The following is an 18,519-nucleotide window of genomic DNA, read 5'->3' as shown; positions in this document are numbered from 1 at the left end:
TCAGGCGACCTCGAACACGCCTTCGACCTCGACCGCGGCATCCGCGGGCAGCGAGGCGACGCCAACGGTGGTGCGGGCGTGGCGGCCCTTGTCGCCGAAGGCGGCAACCATCAGGTCCGAGGCGCCGTTGAGCACCTTCGGCCCGTCCAGGAAATCCGGGGCCGAGTTGATGAAGCCGCCGAGGCGCACCACGCGTACGACCTTGTCGAGATCGCCGAGCGCCGCCTTGACCTGGGCCAGCAGGTTGACCGCGCAGCCGCGCGCGGCTGCAGCGCCGTCCTCGATCGAGACGCCGGCGCCCAGCTTGCCCTTGGCAATCAGCTTGCCGGCGGGGTCGAAGCAGACCTGGCCGGAGACGAACAGCAGGTTGCCGGTGCGCACGAAGGGCACGTAATTGGCGACGGGGGTGGGGGCCTCGTGCAGCTTGATGCCTTGCTCCGCCAGTTTCTGCTCGACCGTGCCCGCCATGTCCGACCTCGTTGTCCAAAAATCCTTCGCTCCGGCGCGTCCCCTGGATGGCCGGGCGCGCCCTGTTTCGCCCATCGTGCCGCCACATGCAAGCAACCGGAGGGGGCGCATTGTGTTGGCAGGCCAGCAGGTTCAACGTGGAGGGGTAATTTTACGTGTACGGCCTCAGTTGCGGCGCAATGGAGCGGTCATTAAAATGTCGAATCTGCGCTTTCCTCAGGGAACAGACATGGTGCACCTTTTCCGGACTTCGCTCGGTGTGATGGCGCTCGTCGCGGCCAGTGTCGGCTTTGGTGGCGGGGCTCAGGCCGCCAACGGTCCGTTTCTCGCGCACCAGGCGCTCTATGACCTCAGCCTGGTCAAATCGCGCAGCAATTCGGTGAACAGCGCGCGCGGTCGGATCCTCTACAATTTCACGGGGAACGCCTGTGAGGGCTATACCTCGGAATTCCGCCAGGTCTCCGAGCTCGACAGCGGCGAGGGCAAGGTCACGCTCAGCGACCTCCGCTCCAACTCCTGGGAGGATGCCGCCGGCAAGAGCTACCGTTTCAAGATCGAGACGCGCATGAACGAGGCGGATGCCGGCCGCGTCGACGGCTCGGCCGAGCGTGACGGCGACCACATCAACGTCAAGCTGAAGCTGCCGGCGCCGAAGACGTTCACGCTCGACGGCAAGATCGTGTTCCCGACCGAGCAGATCCAGCGCATCATCGCCGCCGCGAGGGAAGGGAAATCGCTGCTGGAACTCTCCGTCTATGACGGCTCCGATGACGGTCAGAAGGTCTACAACACGCTGACCGTGATCGGTCAGCCGATCCCCGCCGACCGTGCCACCTCGTCCGATCCGTCGACCGCGGACGAGCACATGAAGTCGCTGAAACGCTGGCCGGTCACCGTCAGCTATTTCGACCGCGACGCCCAGCAGAAGGAGGGCGAGCAGACGCCGGTCTACGCCATGGCGTTCGAGCTCTACGAGAACGGCGTCTCGCGCCAGCTCGTGCTCGACTACAACGACTTCGTCATCTCCGGCGCCATGGGCAAGTTCGACGTCAGGGACAGCAAGCCCTGCAATTGAGCTTCGAGTGTCATTCCTGGGCTCGCGAAGCGAGAACCCGGAATCTCGAGATTCCGGGTTCGGTCGTGCGGACCGCCCCGGAATGACGGCGAGAGTTGTGTCACTCATTGGTGTCGTCATTGCGAGCCACCGGGTCTGCGCAGAGCGCGGCCCGATGACAGGCTCCGCGAAGCACCAGAGTCCGTCCGCGGAAAGATTCTGGATTGCTTCGTCGCTACGCTCCTCGCAATGACGGGGCTGGCTCTCCGCTCGCTCTCCAGCTACGCTTCCCCCAACCACAAACTCGGGGAGCCAGCCCATGCCCAAGCTCGACCATCTCCGCCCCAGCGGTCTGCATCACAATCCCGCCTATTCCCACGTCGTCACCGCGACCGGCGCGCGCACGATCTACATCTCCGGGCAGGTCTCGGTGGACGAGGAAGGGCGGATCGTCGGCGAGGGCGATATTGCCGCGCAGACCACGCAGGTGATGCAGAATCTCGGCCTCGCGTTGAAGGCGGCGGGGGCGAGCTATTCCAACATCGTCAAGATCACGACCTTCGTGGTGAACTACAAGCCGGAGCTGCGGCCCATCATCGGCAAGGCCCGCTCGGCCTTCTTCGAAGGCATGGAGCCGCCGGCCTCGACGCTCGTCGGCGTCTCCGCGCTCGCCGCGCCGGAATGGCTGATCGAGATCGAGGCCGTCGCGGTTGCGGATTGACGTGACCGTAGGATGGGTAGAGCGCAGCGAAACCCATCGCCATCGCTACGGGGAAGGAGCATGATGGGTTTCGCTTCGCTCTACCCATCCTACTTGGCGCCAGCGGCTGTTGAAGCCATGGTCAACATACCTTTGTATATCTCCTCCAATCCTTCTGATGCGCTGACCTTACACTGGTACAATTGAGCGACGGCGGGAGATTCTTACAATTTGAGTCCACTCGGGTCACTGCGAAGAGGCTCAAATGAACGTCGTCATTCGAAAGCTCAACGGCTTGTGGCACCTCATCGTCGGGTCTTGTCAGATCCGAACGCCGTTCCTTGAAACTCAGGATCGGCAGTTGGTCGTTCAGTATGCCAGGCGCGCCTATCCGGGTGCACGGATATTCGAACGCGACTGAGTCGAGCAGACCAGATCACTCCTGCGGCTTCTCCGGCCCCTCATACGCAATGCCGCGGATCACCGCGGCGCTGCCGAACTTCTTGCGCAGGCTGTCCACCGCGCGTTCGGCGTGGGCGGCGCGGCGGTCAAGCATGTCGGTGTCGTCGATCGCGGAGCCCTCGCGCAGCGCGCTGACGCCGGCGCCCATCAGGCGGAAGGCGGTGCCGTCGATTTCCTTGGCCAGCATTTCGCGGCAGATCGAGAAGATTTTCGCCGCGAGCTGCGTCGGGGCGGCGATCGACTGCGAGCGCGTGCGTTGGCGGAAATCGGCGGTCTTCAGCTTCAGCGTCACGGTGGCGCCGGCGAGCTCGCTGCTCTTCAGGCGCGAGGACGTCTTCTCGCAGAGCCGCCACAGGATTTTTTCCAGCGTGGCGAAGTCGCGGATGTCGGTCTCGAACGTGGTCTCGCTGGAAATCGTCTTGGCGCCGCGGTCGGGCTCGACGCGGCGGTCGTCGATGCCGCGCGCGAGCCGCCACAGCCGGCGGCCGTCGCTGGGAAACTGCCGCATCATCTCGATCTCGTCGGCCTTCTGCAGGTCGGCGATGATGCGAAAGCCGCGCTGCACCAGGCGCTCCTGCGTGGCGGGTCCGACGCCGAAGATGAAGCCGACCGGCTTTTCCGCCAGCATCGCGCGCGCTTCCTCCTGGTCGAGCGCGGCAAAACCGCGCGGCTTGTCCAGGTCGGAGGCGATCTTGGCCAGGAACTTGTTGCAGGACAGGCCGACCGAGACGGTGATGCCGATGTCGCGCTCGACATCGCGGGCAAAGCGCGCCAGCACCTTGGCGGGGATCATGCCGTGCACCCGCTCGGTGCCGGAGAGATCGAGAAAGGCCTCGTCGATCGAGAGCGGCTCGACCAGCGGCGTCAGCGCCTGCATGGCCTGGCGGACCTCGCGGCCGACCCGGACGTACTTCGCCATGTCCGGGCGGATCACGGTGGCATGCGGACAGGCCTCGAGCGCCTTGAACATCGGCATGGCCGAGCGCACGCCATAGGTACGCGCGATGTAGCAGGCGGCCGACACCACGCCGCGCTTGCCCCCGCCGATGATGACGGGCTTGTCGGCGATCTCTGGATTGTCGCGCTTCTCGACCGTCGCGTAGAAGGCGTCGCAGTCGATATGGGCGATGGTCAGGCTGGCGAGCGAGCGGTGGCGGACGAGGCGAGGGGAACCGCAGGCCGAGCAGCGCCGCACGCCCAAGTTCTTTACGCCCATGTCGAGGTCGGCCAGACAATCCCGGCAGAAGCAGCGGGGCCCGGCCGCCTCAGGGGTGGTCACGGCACGTCGCGCTCCCAGGAGGGGTCGCCGAGGGCATCGCCGAGGACCTGCCGCGCCGCCGCAACGTTGGTCGGATGCAGTTCCGCAGCCTTGGCAAAGGCCTTCACCGTGGCATCGTCCCGCATCACGAAATCGAGCACGCTGAGGAGGAAATTGGGGTCCGCGGCGGCATTGCGCAGGGTCTCCGGACCGACCCCCGTCTCGGCCAGGAACAGGCCCAGCCGCTCAGGCTCGCCCGCGACGAAGGACAGGGCCTGAATCGCAACGATTTCAGCGACTTCGCGGGGGTTGTGAACAGGCTTTTTCACGGGGACGGTTTGCCTTTCCGTTAACTTTCGGTCTCTAATTTGGAATCATCATGCCCGAGTCTCGTCCTCAAGTCTTCCGGCCCCGACAAGCAGCTGGAAACCACATCGCAGAAAGTGGGCCGTCGGGTTTAACGAAACTCAAGCGAATCTGCGGCTAGTTTGAATCCAGTTTTCGAAACGCCGGGAAGCGGCGTCTGAGGCGTCACATGGACCGGTCATTCGGACCAATCAGGAGGGCGGGATGGCTAAGACCGTCCTGATCGTGGAAGACAACGAGCTCAACATGAAGCTCTTCCGCGACCTGTTGGAGGCGCACGGCTACCAGACCTCCGGCACCAGCAACGGCTACGAGGCGCTCGACCTCGTGCGCAAGATGCGGCCCGACCTCGTGCTGATGGACATCCAGCTGCCGCAGGTCTCCGGCCTCGAGGTGACGCGCTGGATCAAGGACGATCCGGAGCTGCGTGCCATTCCCGTCGTCGCGGTCACGGCGTTCGCGATGAAGGGCGACGAAGAGCGCATCCGCGAGGGCGGCTGCGAAGCCTATTTGTCCAAGCCGATCTCGGTCGGCAAATTCATTGAGACGGTCCGGCGTTTTATCGGATAGGAAGTGAGTTCACAGTGTCCGCGCGTATCCTGGTCGTCGACGACGTTCCTGCCAACGTCAAGCTGTTAGAGGCCCGCCTGTCCGCCGAATATTTCGACGTGATGACCGCCGCGAACGGCGCCGAGGCGCTCGCGATCTCAAGGCGTGCCGAATGCGACATCATCCTGCTCGACGTGATGATGCCCGACATGGACGGCTTCGAGGTCTGCCGCCGCCTTAAGACCGATCCGGCCACGCACCACATTCCCGTCGTGATGGTCACCGCGCTCGACAGCCCCGCCGACCGCAATCGCGGGCTCGAGGCCGGTGCCGACGACTTTCTGACAAAACCCGTCTCCGACGTCGTGCTGATCGCGCGGGTGCGCTCGCTGACGCGGCTGAAGATGATGACGGATGAGCTGCGCATGCGCGCCATCACTTCGCTCGAGATCGGCATGCAGGCGCCTGAGCGCAGTGCGATCGCCGACACCGGCAGGGGCGGCCGTATCCTCCTGGTCGACGACCGCCAGTCCTCCTACGAGCGCCTGGCGACGATCCTCGCCGCCGAGCACACCGTCGATGTCGAGCCGAACCCGACGGAGGCGCTGTTCCACGCCGCCGAGGGCAATTACGACCTGCTGATCGTCTCGCTCGACCTCAACAATTTCGACGGCCTGCGCCTGTGCAGCCAGGCGCGCTCGCTGGAGCGCACGCGCCATGTGCCGATCCTGGCCATCGCCGACCCCGAGAACTCGACGCGGCTGCTCCGCGGCCTCGAGATCGGCGTCAACGACTACCTGCTGCGCCCGATCGACAAGACCGAGCTCTTGGCGCGCGCCCGCACCCAGATCCGCCGCCGCCGCTACACCGATCATTTGCGCGACAACGTGCAGAACTCGATCGAGATGGCGATCACCGACGCGCTCACCGGCCTGCACAATCGCCGCTACATGGAAAGCCATCTGGCGACGCTCGCCGAGCAGGCCGCGACCCGCGGCAAGCCGCTGGCGCTGATGATCCTGGACATCGACTACTTCAAGTCGATCAACGACAATTACGGCCACGATGCCGGCGACGACGTGCTGCGCGAGTTCGCGGTGCGCGTGCGCAAATCGATCCGCGGCATTGATCTGGCCTGCCGCTACGGCGGCGAGGAATTCGTCATCGTGATGCCCGAGACCGATCTCCACGTCGCCGGCATGGTCGCCGAGCGCCTGCGCCGCTCGATCGCCGGCGAGCCGTTCGCGATCCACAAAGGGGCCAAGCGCATCGAGGTCACGATCTCGATCGGCCTCACCACGCTGGAGCAGAAGAGCGAGGCGGTCGTCGACGTGCTCAAGCGCGCCGACACCGCGCTCTACCGCGCCAAGCACGACGGCCGCAATCGGGTGGTGTCGCAGGCGGCGTGAGGCCGCCCGCACAAAGTTGCGAAAACAACCCCATGCACAGTAGCCGGCGCGAGCCGGATCAATGGGTTATGCGGGTGGCGAGCTGGCTTGCGCCGGCAGCGTCATTTGACCCGTCGAGGCTGGGCAAGAATTGGTCGTTGGCGGGCTCATGCCGGAACGAAGCGGCCGATTTGGAGCGGCGGTCGGATATTGGTCCAGAGAGGCTCTGGAGCAACCAGGATGTGCTGGAGGAGGGCTGCGAAGATACATTGGCAAACAGCAAGCCTCTTTGCGAGGGCAGCCAGAAACCCGTCAAATCCAAGGATGTTGAGCGCACGGGTGAAATTGTAGCAGAGCGCCATCAGGCTCCATTCGCCGCGGACCTTGTCGAAGCCGCGGACCAGGAAATGACGATAGCCGGCACGGCATTTGAGCGTGCCAAACGGATGCTCGACAATCCCCGAACGACGACGCATCAGCTCGCCCGCACCCTGCATCCGTGCGCGGTGGCGTTCGAGAACATCTTCATGCTCCCAGCGACCAATGGTCCGGTAGGTGGTGGTCGGCGAGAGACAGCGGACCTTGAGCGGGCAGCTCCTGCAGATTGCTACACGGGCCGCGTAACGGATCTCAATGCGGCCGCTGGTGTTCTTTTGCCTGCTCTTGAACGGATGCAGCGGCTGGCCCGCAGGACAACGGTAGGTGTCGGTTGCACCATCATAGTTGAAGTCCTTGAGCGCAAAGCGGCCTTGCTTCTCGAGCCGCGCGCTACCTTCGGGCAGCGGTACATAGGCAATGATACCCTCGTCCTCGCAGGCCTTCAGTTCGACACTGCTGTAATAGCCCTCATCGGCCAGCGCCTGCAGTGTCTCGGCTCCAAGAGCCTTTTTGGCCGCCTTGGCCATCGCAGAGAGCTGTCGAACATCACTGCTGTCGTTGACTACCTCACTCGCGACAATGAGCTTGTGCTTGTCATCAACCGCGGTCTGCACATTGTAGCCTGCAATGCCCTGACCATTCTTGACCAGAAGCCGGGCGTCCGGATCCGTCAGCGACATTTGCGTCTCGCCACTCTCTTCCAGCCGAGCCAGATCGGCCTCGGCACGTGAACGCTTCGCCATCAGCGCCGCGACCTTCGCAGCGATATCACCGCCATCTCCTCGACCATCACCGTCCGCGCGATCCTTCCCCGGCTTCTTGGCCTCTGCCGCATCATTGTCTTCAACAGACTTGCGGTAAGCCTCGATCTCCTGGTCCAGCCTCGCGATCTGCTCGCCAAGCCGCTTGCGCGTAAAGATGGAAGCCTTGCTGGCGTCGCCGTGGAACAGGGAACCATCAATCGCTACGATCGTGCCGCCCACAAGCCCAAGCTCCCGAGCCAGCAGCACGAAGCTGCGGTTCGCGGCCTTCAGCGCCTTCCAGTTCTCCTTGCGGAAGTTGGCAATCGTCCGATAACCCGGCTTCAGTCCCTTCAGCAGCCAGATCAGCTCCAGATTGCGGCCAGATTCCCGCTCTAGCCGTCGCGACGACCTGACCTGGTTGATGTAGCCGTAAAGATAGAGCTTCAGCAGATCGGCAGGATCATACGGCGGCTGCCCGACTTCTTCCGCGCCACGATCCGCGTGGCCGAAACCAAGCTTTGCAAGGTCGAGCGCGCAAACGAAGCTCTCGATTGCCCGCACCGGATTGTCCGGCCCGACATAGTCCTCAATCCGCGCAGGCAGAAGACTGGGTTGCTCCCGGCTCTCGCCGGTCTTGAATGTGCGATTCGCCATAAGACGAATCCTACATCAACTCTCAAAAAACGACGTTCTTGCCCAGCCTCGTCGGGCAAAACAGGAGCATATTGGTAGGGTCGCGGCGGCCCTACAAACTCCGGCGTCATTCCCCGCCTTGTGCGCAATCGCGCACTGGAGCGGGGAATCCAGTACGCCGCGGCCTCGGTTCAGTCACAACCGCCTCTGGAATACTGGATCACCCGCTTTCTCGCGGGTGATGACAGCGAGCGATACGGCGACAGCGGTTAGTCTGGCGCGCGCTTGCGTCCCTTCACCGCCTTCTTCGCATCCGCCCCCACATCCACGCCCGCATTCCGCAACAACACCTTCGCCGCTTCCTTCGCGGCTCTTGCCATCGCCGGATCATCACGCACGAGGTCCTGGGCGATGGAGCCGTCGACCAAGAGCACGAGCTGCGTCGCGAGAGCTTCCGCATCGGCAACGCCGAGCTCGGTCAGGCGGTCGCGAAACCAGAGGCGGCGGCTTTCCTTGAAGGCGATTGCGATCTTCTTCACGGCGCGGTCTTGAGGTCCAAGCTCGGCGACCGCATTGACGAATGGGCAGCCGCGAAAGTCTTTCGCCGCAAAGCGCCGCTCCAGCGAATCGAAGGTGGCGAGGATCTGCTCGGCGGGCGGCTTGTCGGAGGGGCGGGCGTGGACGAAGCGGCGCTCGAGATAGGCCGCGATCAGCGCGTCCTTGGACGGGAAGTGGTTGTAGAGCGTGCGCTTACTGATGCCGACCTCGGCCGCGATGGTGTCGACGCCGATGGCGCGAATGCCTTGCAGATAGAACAGCTTGTCGGCGGTCTGAAGGATCCGCTCTTTCATCGTCTGTGGGGCAGGCGGGGGAGCCATGCGGAGCTCAGCGTCCTGTTCGCTTGACAGCGGCTTCCATCTATAGCCTAAGTACACAGGTCTGTGTACCCAAAAACATCGGCAAAAGCAGACGACGGCATGCGTGCCGCGCCCAAAAGGGAGAAGAAAAATGCCCCTGCTGCAGGTCCTGCGTCCGACATTGCCGATCCTGATCGGCGCCTCGATCATGTTGACGCTGAGCATGGGGCTGCGGCAGTCGCTCGGCATCTTCATGCAGCCGCTGACGCACGACATCCACATTTCGATCTCGGATTTCACGCTGGCGCTGGCGGTGCAGAACCTCGCCTGGGGTTTTCTGCAGCCGCCCGCCGGTGCGCTCACCGTGCGCTACGGCTTCCGCCCGATCATGATCGCCGGCGCGCTGATGTACATCGCGGGCCTCGCGCTGATGGCAACGGCGAACGGGCTTCTCAGCATCATGATCGGCGCCGGCGTGCTGATCGGGACCTCGCTCGCCTGCACCGCGGCGGCGATCGCGATGTCGGTGGCGGCGCGCGCGGTGCCGGAGACGGTGCGCTCGACGGTGCTCGGCATCGTCTCCGGCGCGGGCTCGCTCGGCGCGCTGCTGTCGGCGCCGATCGGACAGATGCTTAACGAGGGCTTTGACTGGCGCATCGGGCTCGCGGGCTTCGTCATTATGTCGGTGCTGATGATCCCTGCGGCCTGGTATGCCGGCCGTGTCGACAGGATCCCGCTGCCGAAGCCGGCGGCTGACGAGATCGACGACGCCACGGCCGCGGCCGCGGCGCGGACGGCGTTTGGCAACGCCTCCTTCGTGGTGATGACCTGCGCCTATCTCGTCTGCGGCATGCAGCTCGTGTTCCTCACCACGCATCTGCCCTCATACCTCGCGATCTGCGGCCTCGATCCGATGCTGAGCGCGCAGACCCTCGGCATGATCGGCGGCTTCAACGTGCTGGGCTCGCTGTTCTTCGGCTGGGCCGGCCAGCGCTGGAACAAGCTGGCGCTCTTGGGCGCGATCTACATCCTGCGCTCGCTCGCGCTCGCCTGGTACTTCATGCTGCCGGCAAGCCCGTTCTCCACGCTGCTGTTCGGCGCGATCATGGGCTTTTTGTGGATGGGCGTCGGCCCGCTGGTCGCGGGCGCGGTCGCCGAGATGTTCGGCCTGCGCTGGCAGGCGATGATCCAGGGCCTCGCCTTCATGAGCCACCAGATCGGCAGCTTCCTCGGTGCCTACGGGGGAGGGCTGCTCTATGACGCGCTCGGCTCCTACACCATGGCCTGGCGCATCGGCGTCGCGCTCGGCCTTGCCGGCGGCATCGTGCAGGTCGCGTTCGCGCTTGTCAGGCCGTCGCAGCCGCCCACGCCGGTGCTGCGGACGGCGTAGGGCGGGGCGTGTGGTCGCTTTCTTTGGCTTTGCACCCAAGAGCTGCCGCTCTCACAAATTCGCATTTGCCCCAAAGCGCTCGATTGCTGACGTGCGAGAGAACCTTTCGTCGACTCGGCAGGCGGTAGTTAGTGGACTTCCAATTTCGCGTTTGGGTCGTGTCAGGCTGTGGTCAGCCTTCTCAGATTGAAAATGGGCTTGAGTTGCAGAGTGTTAGCCAGTTCATAATCCTGGTCGCGCCGGCCAGCTTAAGCTTTTCGAGACAACCGCTCGGGAGGCAACGATGACACCCGGCTGGCTCATTTCCCTGCGACTATCGCCTGTGTCTACTTCCTGGCCATTGTGAGTTTGATCATTCTTGGCGCTTGGTAGGCGGCTGACGAAGAGAATCTTGAAAGAGCGCGCTCTGAAGATTCGCCCATAGACCGACACCAACTCATGTCGGTCGGAATTCGATCGGGTGCGGCCATGGATTGCGCGAATTGCGGCAGAGTCAACCCAGAGGGAACGAAGGTCTGCGGCGATTGCGGCGCGCCGCTGTTCTTTCGCTGCCCTGCATGCGGGGGCGACAATCCCACAGGCAAGAACTTCTGTGGCGACTGCGGTGCCGCGCTCACGCCGACAGTACCGCCGCAGGTGAAAGCTGAGGCCGGCGCATCGACGTCCATCGTGGCACCGGTCACGAAGCGCGCAGGCTTGTTAGCCGCGCCAAGTTCTTCCGCCGAGCGTCGTCAGCTCACAGTGATGTTCTGCGACCTCGTCGGCTCGACGGCACTTGCGACAAAGCTCGATCCGGAAGATCTACGGGACATAATTTCTGAGTACCGCGACAGCGTAGCGGCGGTCGTCCGCAAGTACGGTGGCACCGTCAGCCGCTACATCGGCGATGGCATGCTCATCCTATTCGGTCATCCTTCAGCGCATGAGGACGATGCCGAACGCGCAGTGCGCGCTGCGCTTGAGATCGCCGCGACCAGGCACGCGCCGGGAGCCCCACCCGAGTTCGAACTGCGGGTGCGTCTCGGACTCGCGACTGGCCTCGTCGTCGTAGGTGACCTTATCGGCAGCGAAGCTGCGGAGGCGCAGGCCGTCCTTGGCGAGACGCCGAACCTTGCCGCTCGACTGCAAGCGCTCGCCGAACCCGATGGAGTAGTCATCGCCGAGGACACGCGGCGGCTCATCGGCGGGCTCTTTGACTACGAAAATCTCGGCGCGGTGACGCTGAAGGGCTTCGCCGCACCGGTGCAAGCCTGGCGGGTGCTTCATGAGGGAACAGCGGAAAGCCGCTTCGAGGCGTTGCACCCTTCGGTCCTCGCCCCGCTGGTTGGGCGTGAGGAAGAACTCGCGCGGTTGGAGCGGAGCTGGGGCCATGCGCGGGCGGGTACCGGTCAAGTCATGCTGCTCGTCGGCGAGGCGGGCATCGGCAAGTCACGCCTCGTTGCAGCTCTTCAGGAGCGTATCGAGCGGGAACCGCACACCTGCTTGCGCTACTTCTGTTCGCCTCATCATCAGGAAAGCGCGCTTTACCCTTTTACCGCACAACTCCAGCGAGCGGCTGGCTTCGATCGTGAGGACACACCGAGGGCGAAGCTCGACAAACTTCGAGCGCTCCTATCCCCTGCATTGCCGTCCGACGAAGACGTGGCGATCCTGGCCGAGTTGCTGTCGATCCCGAACGATGATCTGTACTTGCCGGTTACGAGTACGCCGCAACAAAAGAAGGAGAGAAGCTTCGCCGCTCTCGTTCGCCAGCTTGAAGCTCTCGCGCAAAGACGTCCAATCATGGTCGTGTTCGAGGACATGCAATGGATCGATCCAAGCTCGCGCGAGCTGCTGGACCGGACCGTGGATCGCGTAGCAAGCCTACCGGTTTTGGTCCTGATCACCTACCGTCCCGAGTTCCAGTTGGTATGGACCGGAAGGCCGCACGTCAGCTTGCTCGTGCTGAACCGGCTTGACCAGAAAGCGGGCGCTGCGCTGATCCGGAGCGTGGCAGGTGGCCGGGCGCTGCCGACCGAAATCGTCAATGAAATTGCTGAACGAACGGATGGCGTGCCGCTGTTCGTTGAGGAGTTGACCAAAGCGGTGCTCGAAACGAGCCCAGAGGGTATCGCGCGAGCCATCTCCTTCGCACCGCTGCCCGGACTTGCTGTGCCGGCCACGCTGCATGCTTCGTTGATGGCTCGGCTCGACCGAATCGGTCCGATAGCTAAGGAAGTGGCGCAAGTCGGCGCGGCCATTGGCCGCGAGTTCTCCTACGATCTGCTCGCCGCGATCGTACAGCGGTGCGACAACGAGCTGCAGGCGGCCCTCGATCGGCTGATCAAGGCCGAGCTCATGTTTGGGCATGGCGAACCGCCCGACGCCAATTTTTTGTTCAAACACGCACTGGTCCAGGATGCGGCATACGGCACAATGTTGCGCAGCCAACGCCGCGAGCTGCACGCCCGGATCGCCGGCGCGCTCGAGGAGAGGCTCGCTAAGGGCATCCAGGAGCAACCGGAGATCCTCGCCCACCATTGCGGGCATGCGGGTCTGATCGAAAAGGCAGTTTCCTATTGGCAGGAGGCTGGTGAGCGTTCGAAGGCTCGATCGGCGATGACAGAAGCAATCGCGCAGATGCGAAAGGCACTCGATCTGCTATCCCATCTGGCGGATACTCCCGGGCGCCAGCGCACGGAAACTGACCTTCAACTCGCGCTCGGCGGCGCACTGATCGCCGCGAAGGGCCATGCGGCCGAAGAGACCGGCAAGGCCTACGCCCGGGCGCGTTGCCTCTGCGAGTCATTGAACGATACGCCGAACCTGCTCAAGGCACTCTGGGGCGAGTTCGTGCATTATCACGTGCGTGGTGAAACGGAACGATCGCATCGCATCGCCGAGGACCTGCTCGATTTGGCTGGACGACAAAACGACCCGGCCATTCTTGTCGCCGGGCATCGGGCTGTCGGCGATAGCTGGCTTCATCGCGGACGATTGGCTTTGGCGCGCGCCCATCTTGAGCGGGGCCTTGCCCTCTACGATCCGGCGCAGCAGCGCTCTCTGACGGCTCTGTTCGCAGAAAACGCCCGCGTAGCGATGCTTTCGTTCCTGTCGCTGACATGTGGCCTGCTTGGCTTCGCCGATCAGGCGCGCGTGCAGAGCAGTGACGCCCTGGCAGAGGCGCGCGATTCGTCGCACCCGATCAGTCTCGCATTCGCGCTGAGCGTTGCCTGCCGGTTGCATTTCGTGCTCGATGATGCGGGTATGGTTGGGCAACGGGCGGAGGAGCTCGTTGCGCTTACCACCGAGCAGCGCTTTGCTTTCTTTCTCGCGATGGGGACGGCATATCGCGGCTGGACGCTGGCAGAAGCCGGCGACGTCGAATCCGGGGTGGACTTGCTGCGGCGCGGTATCGAGGGATTCCAGGCGTCCGGCGCAGCATGGACTCTTCCATTCTACCTCGCGCAGCTCGCGGCAGCCGAGGTAAAGGCGGCACGATTCGAAACCGGGCTTGGCCAACTATCCGAGGCCTTGGCACTGACCCATAAATCGGGGGTGCGATGGTTCGAGGCCGAACTGCATCGGCGACGAGGAGAGTTGATGCTAAGGGCTCGGCCAGGTGCCGAGGGCGAAGCGGAGACCGAGTTTCGCCACGCCATTGCGATTGCTCACCAGCAGGAGGCGAAACTCTGGGAACTTCGCTCCGCCGTGAGTCTCGCCCGGCTCTGGCGTGATCAGGACAGGGGTGATGATGCACGCGGTCTTCTCGCGCCGGTCTACGGTTGGTTCAACGAGGGCTTCGACCTTCGCGACTTGAAGGAGAGCAAGGCGCTGCTGGAAGAACTCCGAGTGTAACACGTGGAACTTATCGTAAGCGCGCTCCATTGGAGCTCCATAGCGTTCTCGGGTTTGGCGACTCCGCTGTGCCGCCGTAGCGCCTTCTCTGTGGGCGGAGGACGCATGTCCGCGCTGCTGGTCGCGCTTCGGGTTGTTATCTTCGCATGACCTCTCCCCACACCGGCTTCGCACTTTGTGCTGTACCTTTCCGGGCCGGATCAGGTACTCGACCGCAACCACTGCGAAAAGACTCGAATGGTCCGTGCGCGCGGATGGCTTGGCCTGCTGACCACATAGAAGCAATAGCCGGGGAGGTGCAGCGAGAATGCCTTCACGAGCGTGCCGGCGGCGAGGTCGTGTGCCACGAGCACATCACTGAAAATCCCGACGCCCTGCCCACTGATCACCGCCTCGATGGCGTGCAGTTCTTCCCGGAAGCTCAAGTGCTGCAGGTCCTTGTATTGGGGCACCTCGCGCCACCGGCGCTGGGCGGCACCAAGCCATCTCTGCCACGTCGGTGGCTCGCGATCGGCCGGCGACCAATAGGAGTGGATCAGAACATGCTTTGCGAGGTCGACTGGTCTCTTCAGGCGTCCCGTTGAAAGCAAATCCGGACTGCAGACCGGCCAGAACGTATCGCTGAAGAGCTCATCGACGATCCCGTCTGTCGGCGCTACGCGGCTGGTCGCATAGCGAATGGCAACATCACTATCTCCGGCCTGCAGATCGAGCACCGTGTCAGTGCCGATCACTTCCAGCGGCACGTCGGGATGCAACTTGCGCCACAGGGGCAGGCGGGGCACGAGCCAGCGGCTGGCGAAGGCGTTGGTCGTCGTCACCCGGAGCGGCTGCTGGTCACCTTCCTGCCTGACGGACGCAATGGCAGCGGCAAACGCCTCGAGCCCGCCGCGAATGGCGGGAAACAGCCGCGCGCCGGCATCGGTCAACGAAAGCGGACGTGGTCTGCGCCGGAACAGGGCACGACCGCAATACTGCTCGAGCAAGCCGATCTGGTGGCTGATCGCGGTCGGCGTGACGCCGAGCTCTGCCGCGGCTTTCTTGAAGCTCAGATGACGGGCGGCCGCTTCAAAAGCGCGGAGCTCGATCAGCGGAGGCAGCTTGTGCATGCGGCCAGTCTAGGTGAAATCAGTTCATCGTCACCTGAATTCTTCGGATTTGCTCTGGGACAGCCCACGATCGAGGATATGGCCCAGGTCGAGCTGAGGAGCCCATGTCATGTCCATCGCATCTGTTGCCAGCGCTGCCGCCGAACTTAGCGCCTCCTTCGGAGGAGAACTGCTCAAGCCAGCGGACGAGGGCTACGAGGAGGCGCGCAAGGTCCACAACGGGCTGGTCGACAAACGGCCAGCTTTGATTGCCAGGTGCCGCAGTGCGGCCGATGTCGTGGACGCCGTGAGACTTGCGACCAAGCTCGGCCTCGAGGTCGCGGTTCGCGGCGGCGGCCACAATGTGGCCGGGCGCGCAACCATCGACGGCGGGATCATGATCGACCTCTCACCCATGAAGGGGGTCCGGGTCGACGCTATCGGCAAGACGGTATGGGCGCAGGGCGGGGTCACCTGGGGCGAGCTCAATCGGGAAACGCAGCTTCACGGACTCGCGGTGACCGGCGGCGTGATCTCGACCACCGGCATCGCGGGCCTGACGCTCGGCGGAGGACTGGGCTGGCTGATGGGCAAGTACGGCCTCGCACTGGATAATCTGCGGGCTGTCGAACTCGTCACGGCCGATGGCAAGTTTGTGCGGGCCAGCAAGCAAGAGCAGCCCGATCTGTTTTGGGCCGTGCGCGGCGGCGGCGGAAACTTCGGGATCGCCACCAGCCTCGAATACGACCTCCATACGGTAGGGCCGATCATCACCGGCGGCCCGATCGTTCACCCTATCGAGCGCTCCCGCGACGTCTTGGAATTTTTCCGGACCAGCACGCGATCGCTCACGGACGAGCACATGCTGTTCGCATCCCTGACCCATGCGCCCGACGGGTCCGGCAGGGAGGTCGCGGCCCTGGTCACCAGCCACTGCGGTGAAGTCGCCGAGGCCGAACGAGCGATGCAGCCGCTGAAACAGTTCGGGACTCCGATTCTGGATGCAGTCGGACCGATGACCTATTGCGAGCTCAACCGCATGCTCGACGCCAACTATCCGAAAGGCGCCTTCAACTATTGGAAGTCGAACTTTCTCATGGAGCTGAGCGACGGTGCGATTGCGACGATGACCGAATGTTTCGCCCGCTGCCCGACTCCGATGGGGCAGCTGCTGCTCGAGCACATCCACGGTGCGGCGGCCCGCGTGGGTGCCGAGGATACGGCGTTCGTGCATCGGCAGGAGGGCTACAATTTCCTGATCCTCGCGCAGTGGACGCAGGCCAGCGATACCAGCCGCTGCATCTCGTGGGCACGCGCAACCTATGAAAAGATGCGGCCCTTCTTTGCTTCCGGACGCTATGTCAATTATCTCGATGATGATGAGACAGGCGATCCCGTTGCCGCTGCCTATGGGCGGAACTACCGGCGCCTGCAGCAGATCAAAGCGAAATACGACCCTACGAACTTCTTCCGGATGAACCAGAACATCCGGCCGCTCGCTTGATCACCGGCTGTCGATTCCTCGCGCTCATCAGGATGTGAGTAGAAACTAAGCCGCGACCCGATCCACCGTGGGCGGGGCGAGCTGATCCCGGGAGGGACTTGAGGATGGCAGTCGTATGCAGGCCCGCTCGCATCGACGACTTGAAGCAGGCCGATGACATCGTGGTCGCCAGCATCAATGAGCTCACCGAACGGCGGGGGTTTGGGAAGATGGCATCCTCTCGCCCGCAGAATTTTCAGGCCTTCTCGCTCGCGGATGATCCCGAAGGCTTATGGGTGGCCGATGACGACGGCGAAATTGTCGGCTTCGCGTGGAGTTGGGTCTGTGGCGAGCTTTGGTTCTTGGCCCAATTGTTCGTCGCGCCCGATCGTCAGAGCGATGGCATTGGCAATCAACTCATCAACAAGGCGTTCGCGCATGCAGAAATGCGCGGAGCACCCATCAAGGCACTGATCACCTTCACGTTCAACAACGTATCTCAAGGCCTCTACATCCGCCACGGACTGTTCCCGCGCTTTCCGATCTACATGGTCAGCGTCCCTCGTGATCGCCTGGCGCCACGGTTGGCCGCGCCGCGGCTCCGTCTTGAATCTCTCACGGCCGACCCAATCGCATACGACGAGCTGGCGCCGATCGACATCAGTGCTGTCGGCGTTTCCAGGGAGAAGCATCATCGATTCCTCCTGGGCGACAGCACGACGCGCGGATTCACCATCCACGCCGGCAATGAGTGCGTCGGGTATTTCTATATTTCGGATGGACACATTGGTCCGCTTGCAGTCCGCAGGCCAGATCTCGTTGACTCCGCTTTTGCCACCGCGTTGTCGTTCGCGGCACAGAGCGATTGTCCGACCATTTCGGCCTTTGTGCCGGGCGCGAGCGAGCCAGCGCTCAAGGCGGCGACCGACCACGGGATGCGTCTGACGTTCCCGATGCTGCTGATGTCGAATCGACCGTTCGGAGATTGGGGCAGCTACCTCCCGCGCAATCCGGGTTTCATGTAGGGGTTTCAACCGAGAAGGTTGGCGTCGCGGGGCAGGCCGGAAGGCAGAGGATGATGGCTGGATCGGCGCTCGTTCCGGGCCGGATCATGCTTCTGGCTCGGACGCCCTATCGGGGACGCGGGCTGCGGTCTGGATGAGGCGGCCGTTGCGCATAAGGGTTATCCAGGCACATGGCCGAAAGGCCAGCAGCGCTCGCTCTACACTCGTCCCATGAACGATACTGGCACGAAATCCAGGTGACGCCGCCCCATTCCCATCTCTGAAGGCATACCGGAGAGTTGCCGCCGAACCGCTGTGCTGCGGCTGGACTGGGCGCGGACATCGTGATCAAGGCGAAGAGGAGACATGCAAGCGCGCGCCTCATGATCAGCGCGGCCGGGGCGGAGCCGGCTGCTTGAACCTCACGCGCGGGTTCACATCGCAATAGGTGTTCCACCGCCCGGACGCCGACGCCAGGCATTGTTCTCGCGTCGAATACATGCATTCGCCGGGAAAGCCGAGGTGTCCGCCGAAGACGCACCAGGGATAGTCGCGCTCGGCGTTTGCTGCAGGAGCAAATCCGATGACCATGAGGACAATCAGTAGGGCGGTGCGCATGCGATCTCCATCATGTCAACTGAGCGGCAACGCAAGAGGCTCGCTCTCGAAAGATATCCGCTTGATGATCGTGGCTCAAGAACAATGGCCTAAGCTGTTAGAGGGGCAAGCAACAATTCCGTGTCGCGCTGCATCATTCCTGGCAAGTTTCGACAGTTTGTCACCATCGCTTTAGGAACGTCCGCATGCAACTTCAGTTGACGGGCACAACCTCAAACGGAGTTGAACATGCGAAAGACCATT

General features: G+C 63.4%; 17 protein-coding genes. 9 read left to right on the top strand and 8 right to left on the bottom strand.

The window, feature by feature from the left end; genetic code table 11:
- Positions 1–468, bottom strand: a complete 468-nt coding sequence (locus N2604_RS25735; RefSeq protein WP_014494672.1) for a RidA family protein — start codon at positions 466–468, stop codon at positions 1–3.
- 229 nt (positions 469–697) lie between these two features.
- Between N2604_RS25735 and N2604_RS25730 the strand changes: the two genes are divergently transcribed.
- From N2604_RS25730 to N2604_RS25720, 3 genes are all read left to right on the top strand, one after another.
- Positions 698–1,543, top strand: a complete 846-nt coding sequence (locus tag N2604_RS25730) for a cell envelope integrity EipB family protein (protein ID WP_260370946.1) — start codon at positions 698–700, stop codon at positions 1,541–1,543.
- Positions 1,544–1,841: 298 nt separating this feature from the next.
- Complete coding sequence (locus N2604_RS25725; RefSeq protein ID WP_260370945.1) at positions 1,842–2,243, top strand: RidA family protein; 402 nt, start codon at positions 1,842–1,844, stop codon at positions 2,241–2,243.
- Between the two features lie 244 nt (positions 2,244–2,487).
- Complete coding sequence (locus N2604_RS25720) at positions 2,488–2,643, top strand: hypothetical protein (RefSeq protein WP_008548553.1); 156 nt, start codon at positions 2,488–2,490, stop codon at positions 2,641–2,643.
- A 15-nt stretch (positions 2,644–2,658) separates the two neighbouring features.
- Here N2604_RS25720 and N2604_RS25715 read toward each other — a convergent pair whose 3' ends face one another.
- A complete protein-coding gene (locus tag N2604_RS25715) occupies positions 2,659–3,963 on the bottom strand; it encodes a DNA polymerase IV (RefSeq protein WP_260370944.1) in 1,305 nt (434 codons plus the stop codon).
- A complete protein-coding gene (locus tag N2604_RS25710) occupies positions 3,960–4,271 on the bottom strand; it encodes a DUF3572 domain-containing protein (protein ID WP_036039319.1) in 312 nt (103 codons plus the stop codon). The genes N2604_RS25715 and N2604_RS25710 overlap by 4 nt, the downstream gene beginning before the upstream one ends.
- A gap of 241 nt (positions 4,272–4,512) precedes the next feature.
- On the opposite strand from N2604_RS25710, the gene N2604_RS25705 reads away from it, so the two are divergent.
- Positions 4,513–4,878, top strand: coding sequence for a response regulator (locus N2604_RS25705; RefSeq protein ID WP_008566616.1), 366 nt, complete (start codon positions 4,513–4,515; stop codon positions 4,876–4,878).
- A 14-nt stretch (positions 4,879–4,892) separates the two neighbouring features.
- Positions 4,893–6,266, top strand: coding sequence for a PleD family two-component system response regulator (locus N2604_RS25700; RefSeq protein ID WP_260370943.1), 1,374 nt, complete (start codon positions 4,893–4,895; stop codon positions 6,264–6,266).
- 146 nt (positions 6,267–6,412) lie between these two features.
- Here N2604_RS25700 and N2604_RS25695 read toward each other — a convergent pair whose 3' ends face one another.
- Together N2604_RS25695 and N2604_RS25690 are read right to left on the bottom strand one after the other, a co-directional pair.
- Positions 6,413–8,020, bottom strand: a complete 1,608-nt coding sequence (locus tag N2604_RS25695) for an IS1182 family transposase (protein ID WP_260370942.1) — start codon at positions 8,018–8,020, stop codon at positions 6,413–6,415.
- A gap of 248 nt (positions 8,021–8,268) precedes the next feature.
- A complete protein-coding gene (locus N2604_RS25690; protein WP_260370941.1) occupies positions 8,269–8,877 on the bottom strand; it encodes a TetR/AcrR family transcriptional regulator in 609 nt (202 codons plus the stop codon).
- A 130-nt stretch (positions 8,878–9,007) separates the two neighbouring features.
- Here N2604_RS25690 and N2604_RS25685 point away from each other — a divergent pair, with 130 nt between their 5' ends.
- The gene (locus N2604_RS25685) at positions 9,008–10,246 is read left to right on the top strand and encodes an MFS transporter (RefSeq protein ID WP_260370940.1); all 1,239 of its coding nucleotides are present in this window, start codon (positions 9,008–9,010) and stop codon (positions 10,244–10,246) included.
- Positions 10,247–10,684: 438 nt separating this feature from the next.
- Entirely contained in the window at positions 10,685–14,083 is a 3,399-nt protein-coding gene (locus tag N2604_RS25680) for an adenylate/guanylate cyclase domain-containing protein (protein WP_260370939.1), read from the top strand.
- 200 nt (positions 14,084–14,283) lie between these two features.
- Here N2604_RS25680 and N2604_RS25675 read toward each other — a convergent pair whose 3' ends face one another.
- Positions 14,284–15,192 carry a LysR substrate-binding domain-containing protein gene (locus N2604_RS25675; protein ID WP_260370938.1) on the bottom strand — a complete coding sequence of 303 codons (909 nt, stop codon included), beginning with the start codon at positions 15,190–15,192 and terminating at the stop codon, positions 14,284–14,286.
- 109 nt (positions 15,193–15,301) lie between these two features.
- Here N2604_RS25675 and N2604_RS25670 point away from each other — a divergent pair, with 109 nt between their 5' ends.
- Entirely contained in the window at positions 15,302–16,675 is a 1,374-nt protein-coding gene (locus N2604_RS25670) for an FAD-binding oxidoreductase (protein WP_260370937.1), read from the top strand.
- Positions 16,676–16,779: 104 nt separating this feature from the next.
- Positions 16,780–17,679 (top strand): GNAT family N-acetyltransferase, encoded by a 900-nt coding sequence (locus tag N2604_RS25665; RefSeq protein ID WP_260370936.1) that lies wholly within the window; start codon positions 16,780–16,782, stop codon positions 17,677–17,679.
- A 106-nt stretch (positions 17,680–17,785) separates the two neighbouring features.
- Here N2604_RS25665 and N2604_RS25660 read toward each other — a convergent pair whose 3' ends face one another.
- Together N2604_RS25660 and N2604_RS25655 are read right to left on the bottom strand one after the other, a co-directional pair.
- Positions 17,786–18,001, bottom strand: coding sequence for a DUF3551 domain-containing protein (locus tag N2604_RS25660; RefSeq protein ID WP_260376310.1), 216 nt, complete (start codon positions 17,999–18,001; stop codon positions 17,786–17,788).
- 44 nt (positions 18,002–18,045) lie between these two features.
- Complete coding sequence (locus N2604_RS25655) at positions 18,046–18,249, bottom strand: DUF3551 domain-containing protein (protein WP_260376309.1); 204 nt, start codon at positions 18,247–18,249, stop codon at positions 18,046–18,048.
- Between the last annotated feature and the right edge of the window lie 270 nt (positions 18,250–18,519).

Origin of the sequence: Bradyrhizobium sp. CB1015, from assembly GCF_025200925.1 — a bacterium.
Taxonomy (GTDB): domain Bacteria; phylum Pseudomonadota; class Alphaproteobacteria; order Rhizobiales; family Xanthobacteraceae; genus Bradyrhizobium.
The sequence above is the reverse complement of the archived record's forward strand: the minus strand, read 5'-3'. Positions and strand labels throughout refer to the sequence as shown.

Excerpts from the sequence above, each read along its gene's own strand:
- N2604_RS25735 (WP_014494672.1), bottom strand. The coding sequence starts at position 468 with ATGGCGGGCACGGTCGAGCAGAAACTGGCGGAGCAAGGCATCAAGCTG.
- N2604_RS25725 (WP_260370945.1), top strand. The coding sequence starts at position 1,842 with ATGCCCAAGCTCGACCATCTCCGCCCCAGCGGTCTGCATCACAATCCC.
- N2604_RS25655 (WP_260376309.1), bottom strand. The coding sequence starts at position 18,249 with ATGGTCATCGGATTTGCTCCTGCAGCAAACGCCGAGCGCGACTATCCC.
- N2604_RS25675 (WP_260370938.1), bottom strand. The coding sequence starts at position 15,192 with ATGCACAAGCTGCCTCCGCTGATCGAGCTCCGCGCTTTTGAAGCGGCC.
- N2604_RS25685 (WP_260370940.1), top strand. The coding sequence starts at position 9,008 with ATGCCCCTGCTGCAGGTCCTGCGTCCGACATTGCCGATCCTGATCGGC.
- N2604_RS25690 (WP_260370941.1), bottom strand. The coding sequence starts at position 8,877 with ATGGCTCCCCCGCCTGCCCCACAGACGATGAAAGAGCGGATCCTTCAG.
- N2604_RS25705 (WP_008566616.1), top strand. The coding sequence starts at position 4,513 with ATGGCTAAGACCGTCCTGATCGTGGAAGACAACGAGCTCAACATGAAG.
- N2604_RS25695 (WP_260370942.1), bottom strand. The coding sequence starts at position 8,020 with ATGGCGAATCGCACATTCAAGACCGGCGAGAGCCGGGAGCAACCCAGT.
- N2604_RS25660 (WP_260376310.1), bottom strand. The coding sequence starts at position 18,001 with ATGTCCGCGCCCAGTCCAGCCGCAGCACAGCGGTTCGGCGGCAACTCT.
- N2604_RS25720 (WP_008548553.1), top strand. The coding sequence starts at position 2,488 with ATGAACGTCGTCATTCGAAAGCTCAACGGCTTGTGGCACCTCATCGTC.
- N2604_RS25730 (WP_260370946.1), top strand. The coding sequence starts at position 698 with ATGGTGCACCTTTTCCGGACTTCGCTCGGTGTGATGGCGCTCGTCGCG.
- N2604_RS25680 (WP_260370939.1), top strand. The coding sequence starts at position 10,685 with ATGTCGGTCGGAATTCGATCGGGTGCGGCCATGGATTGCGCGAATTGC.
- N2604_RS25665 (WP_260370936.1), top strand. The coding sequence starts at position 16,780 with ATGGCAGTCGTATGCAGGCCCGCTCGCATCGACGACTTGAAGCAGGCC.
- N2604_RS25670 (WP_260370937.1), top strand. The coding sequence starts at position 15,302 with ATGTCCATCGCATCTGTTGCCAGCGCTGCCGCCGAACTTAGCGCCTCC.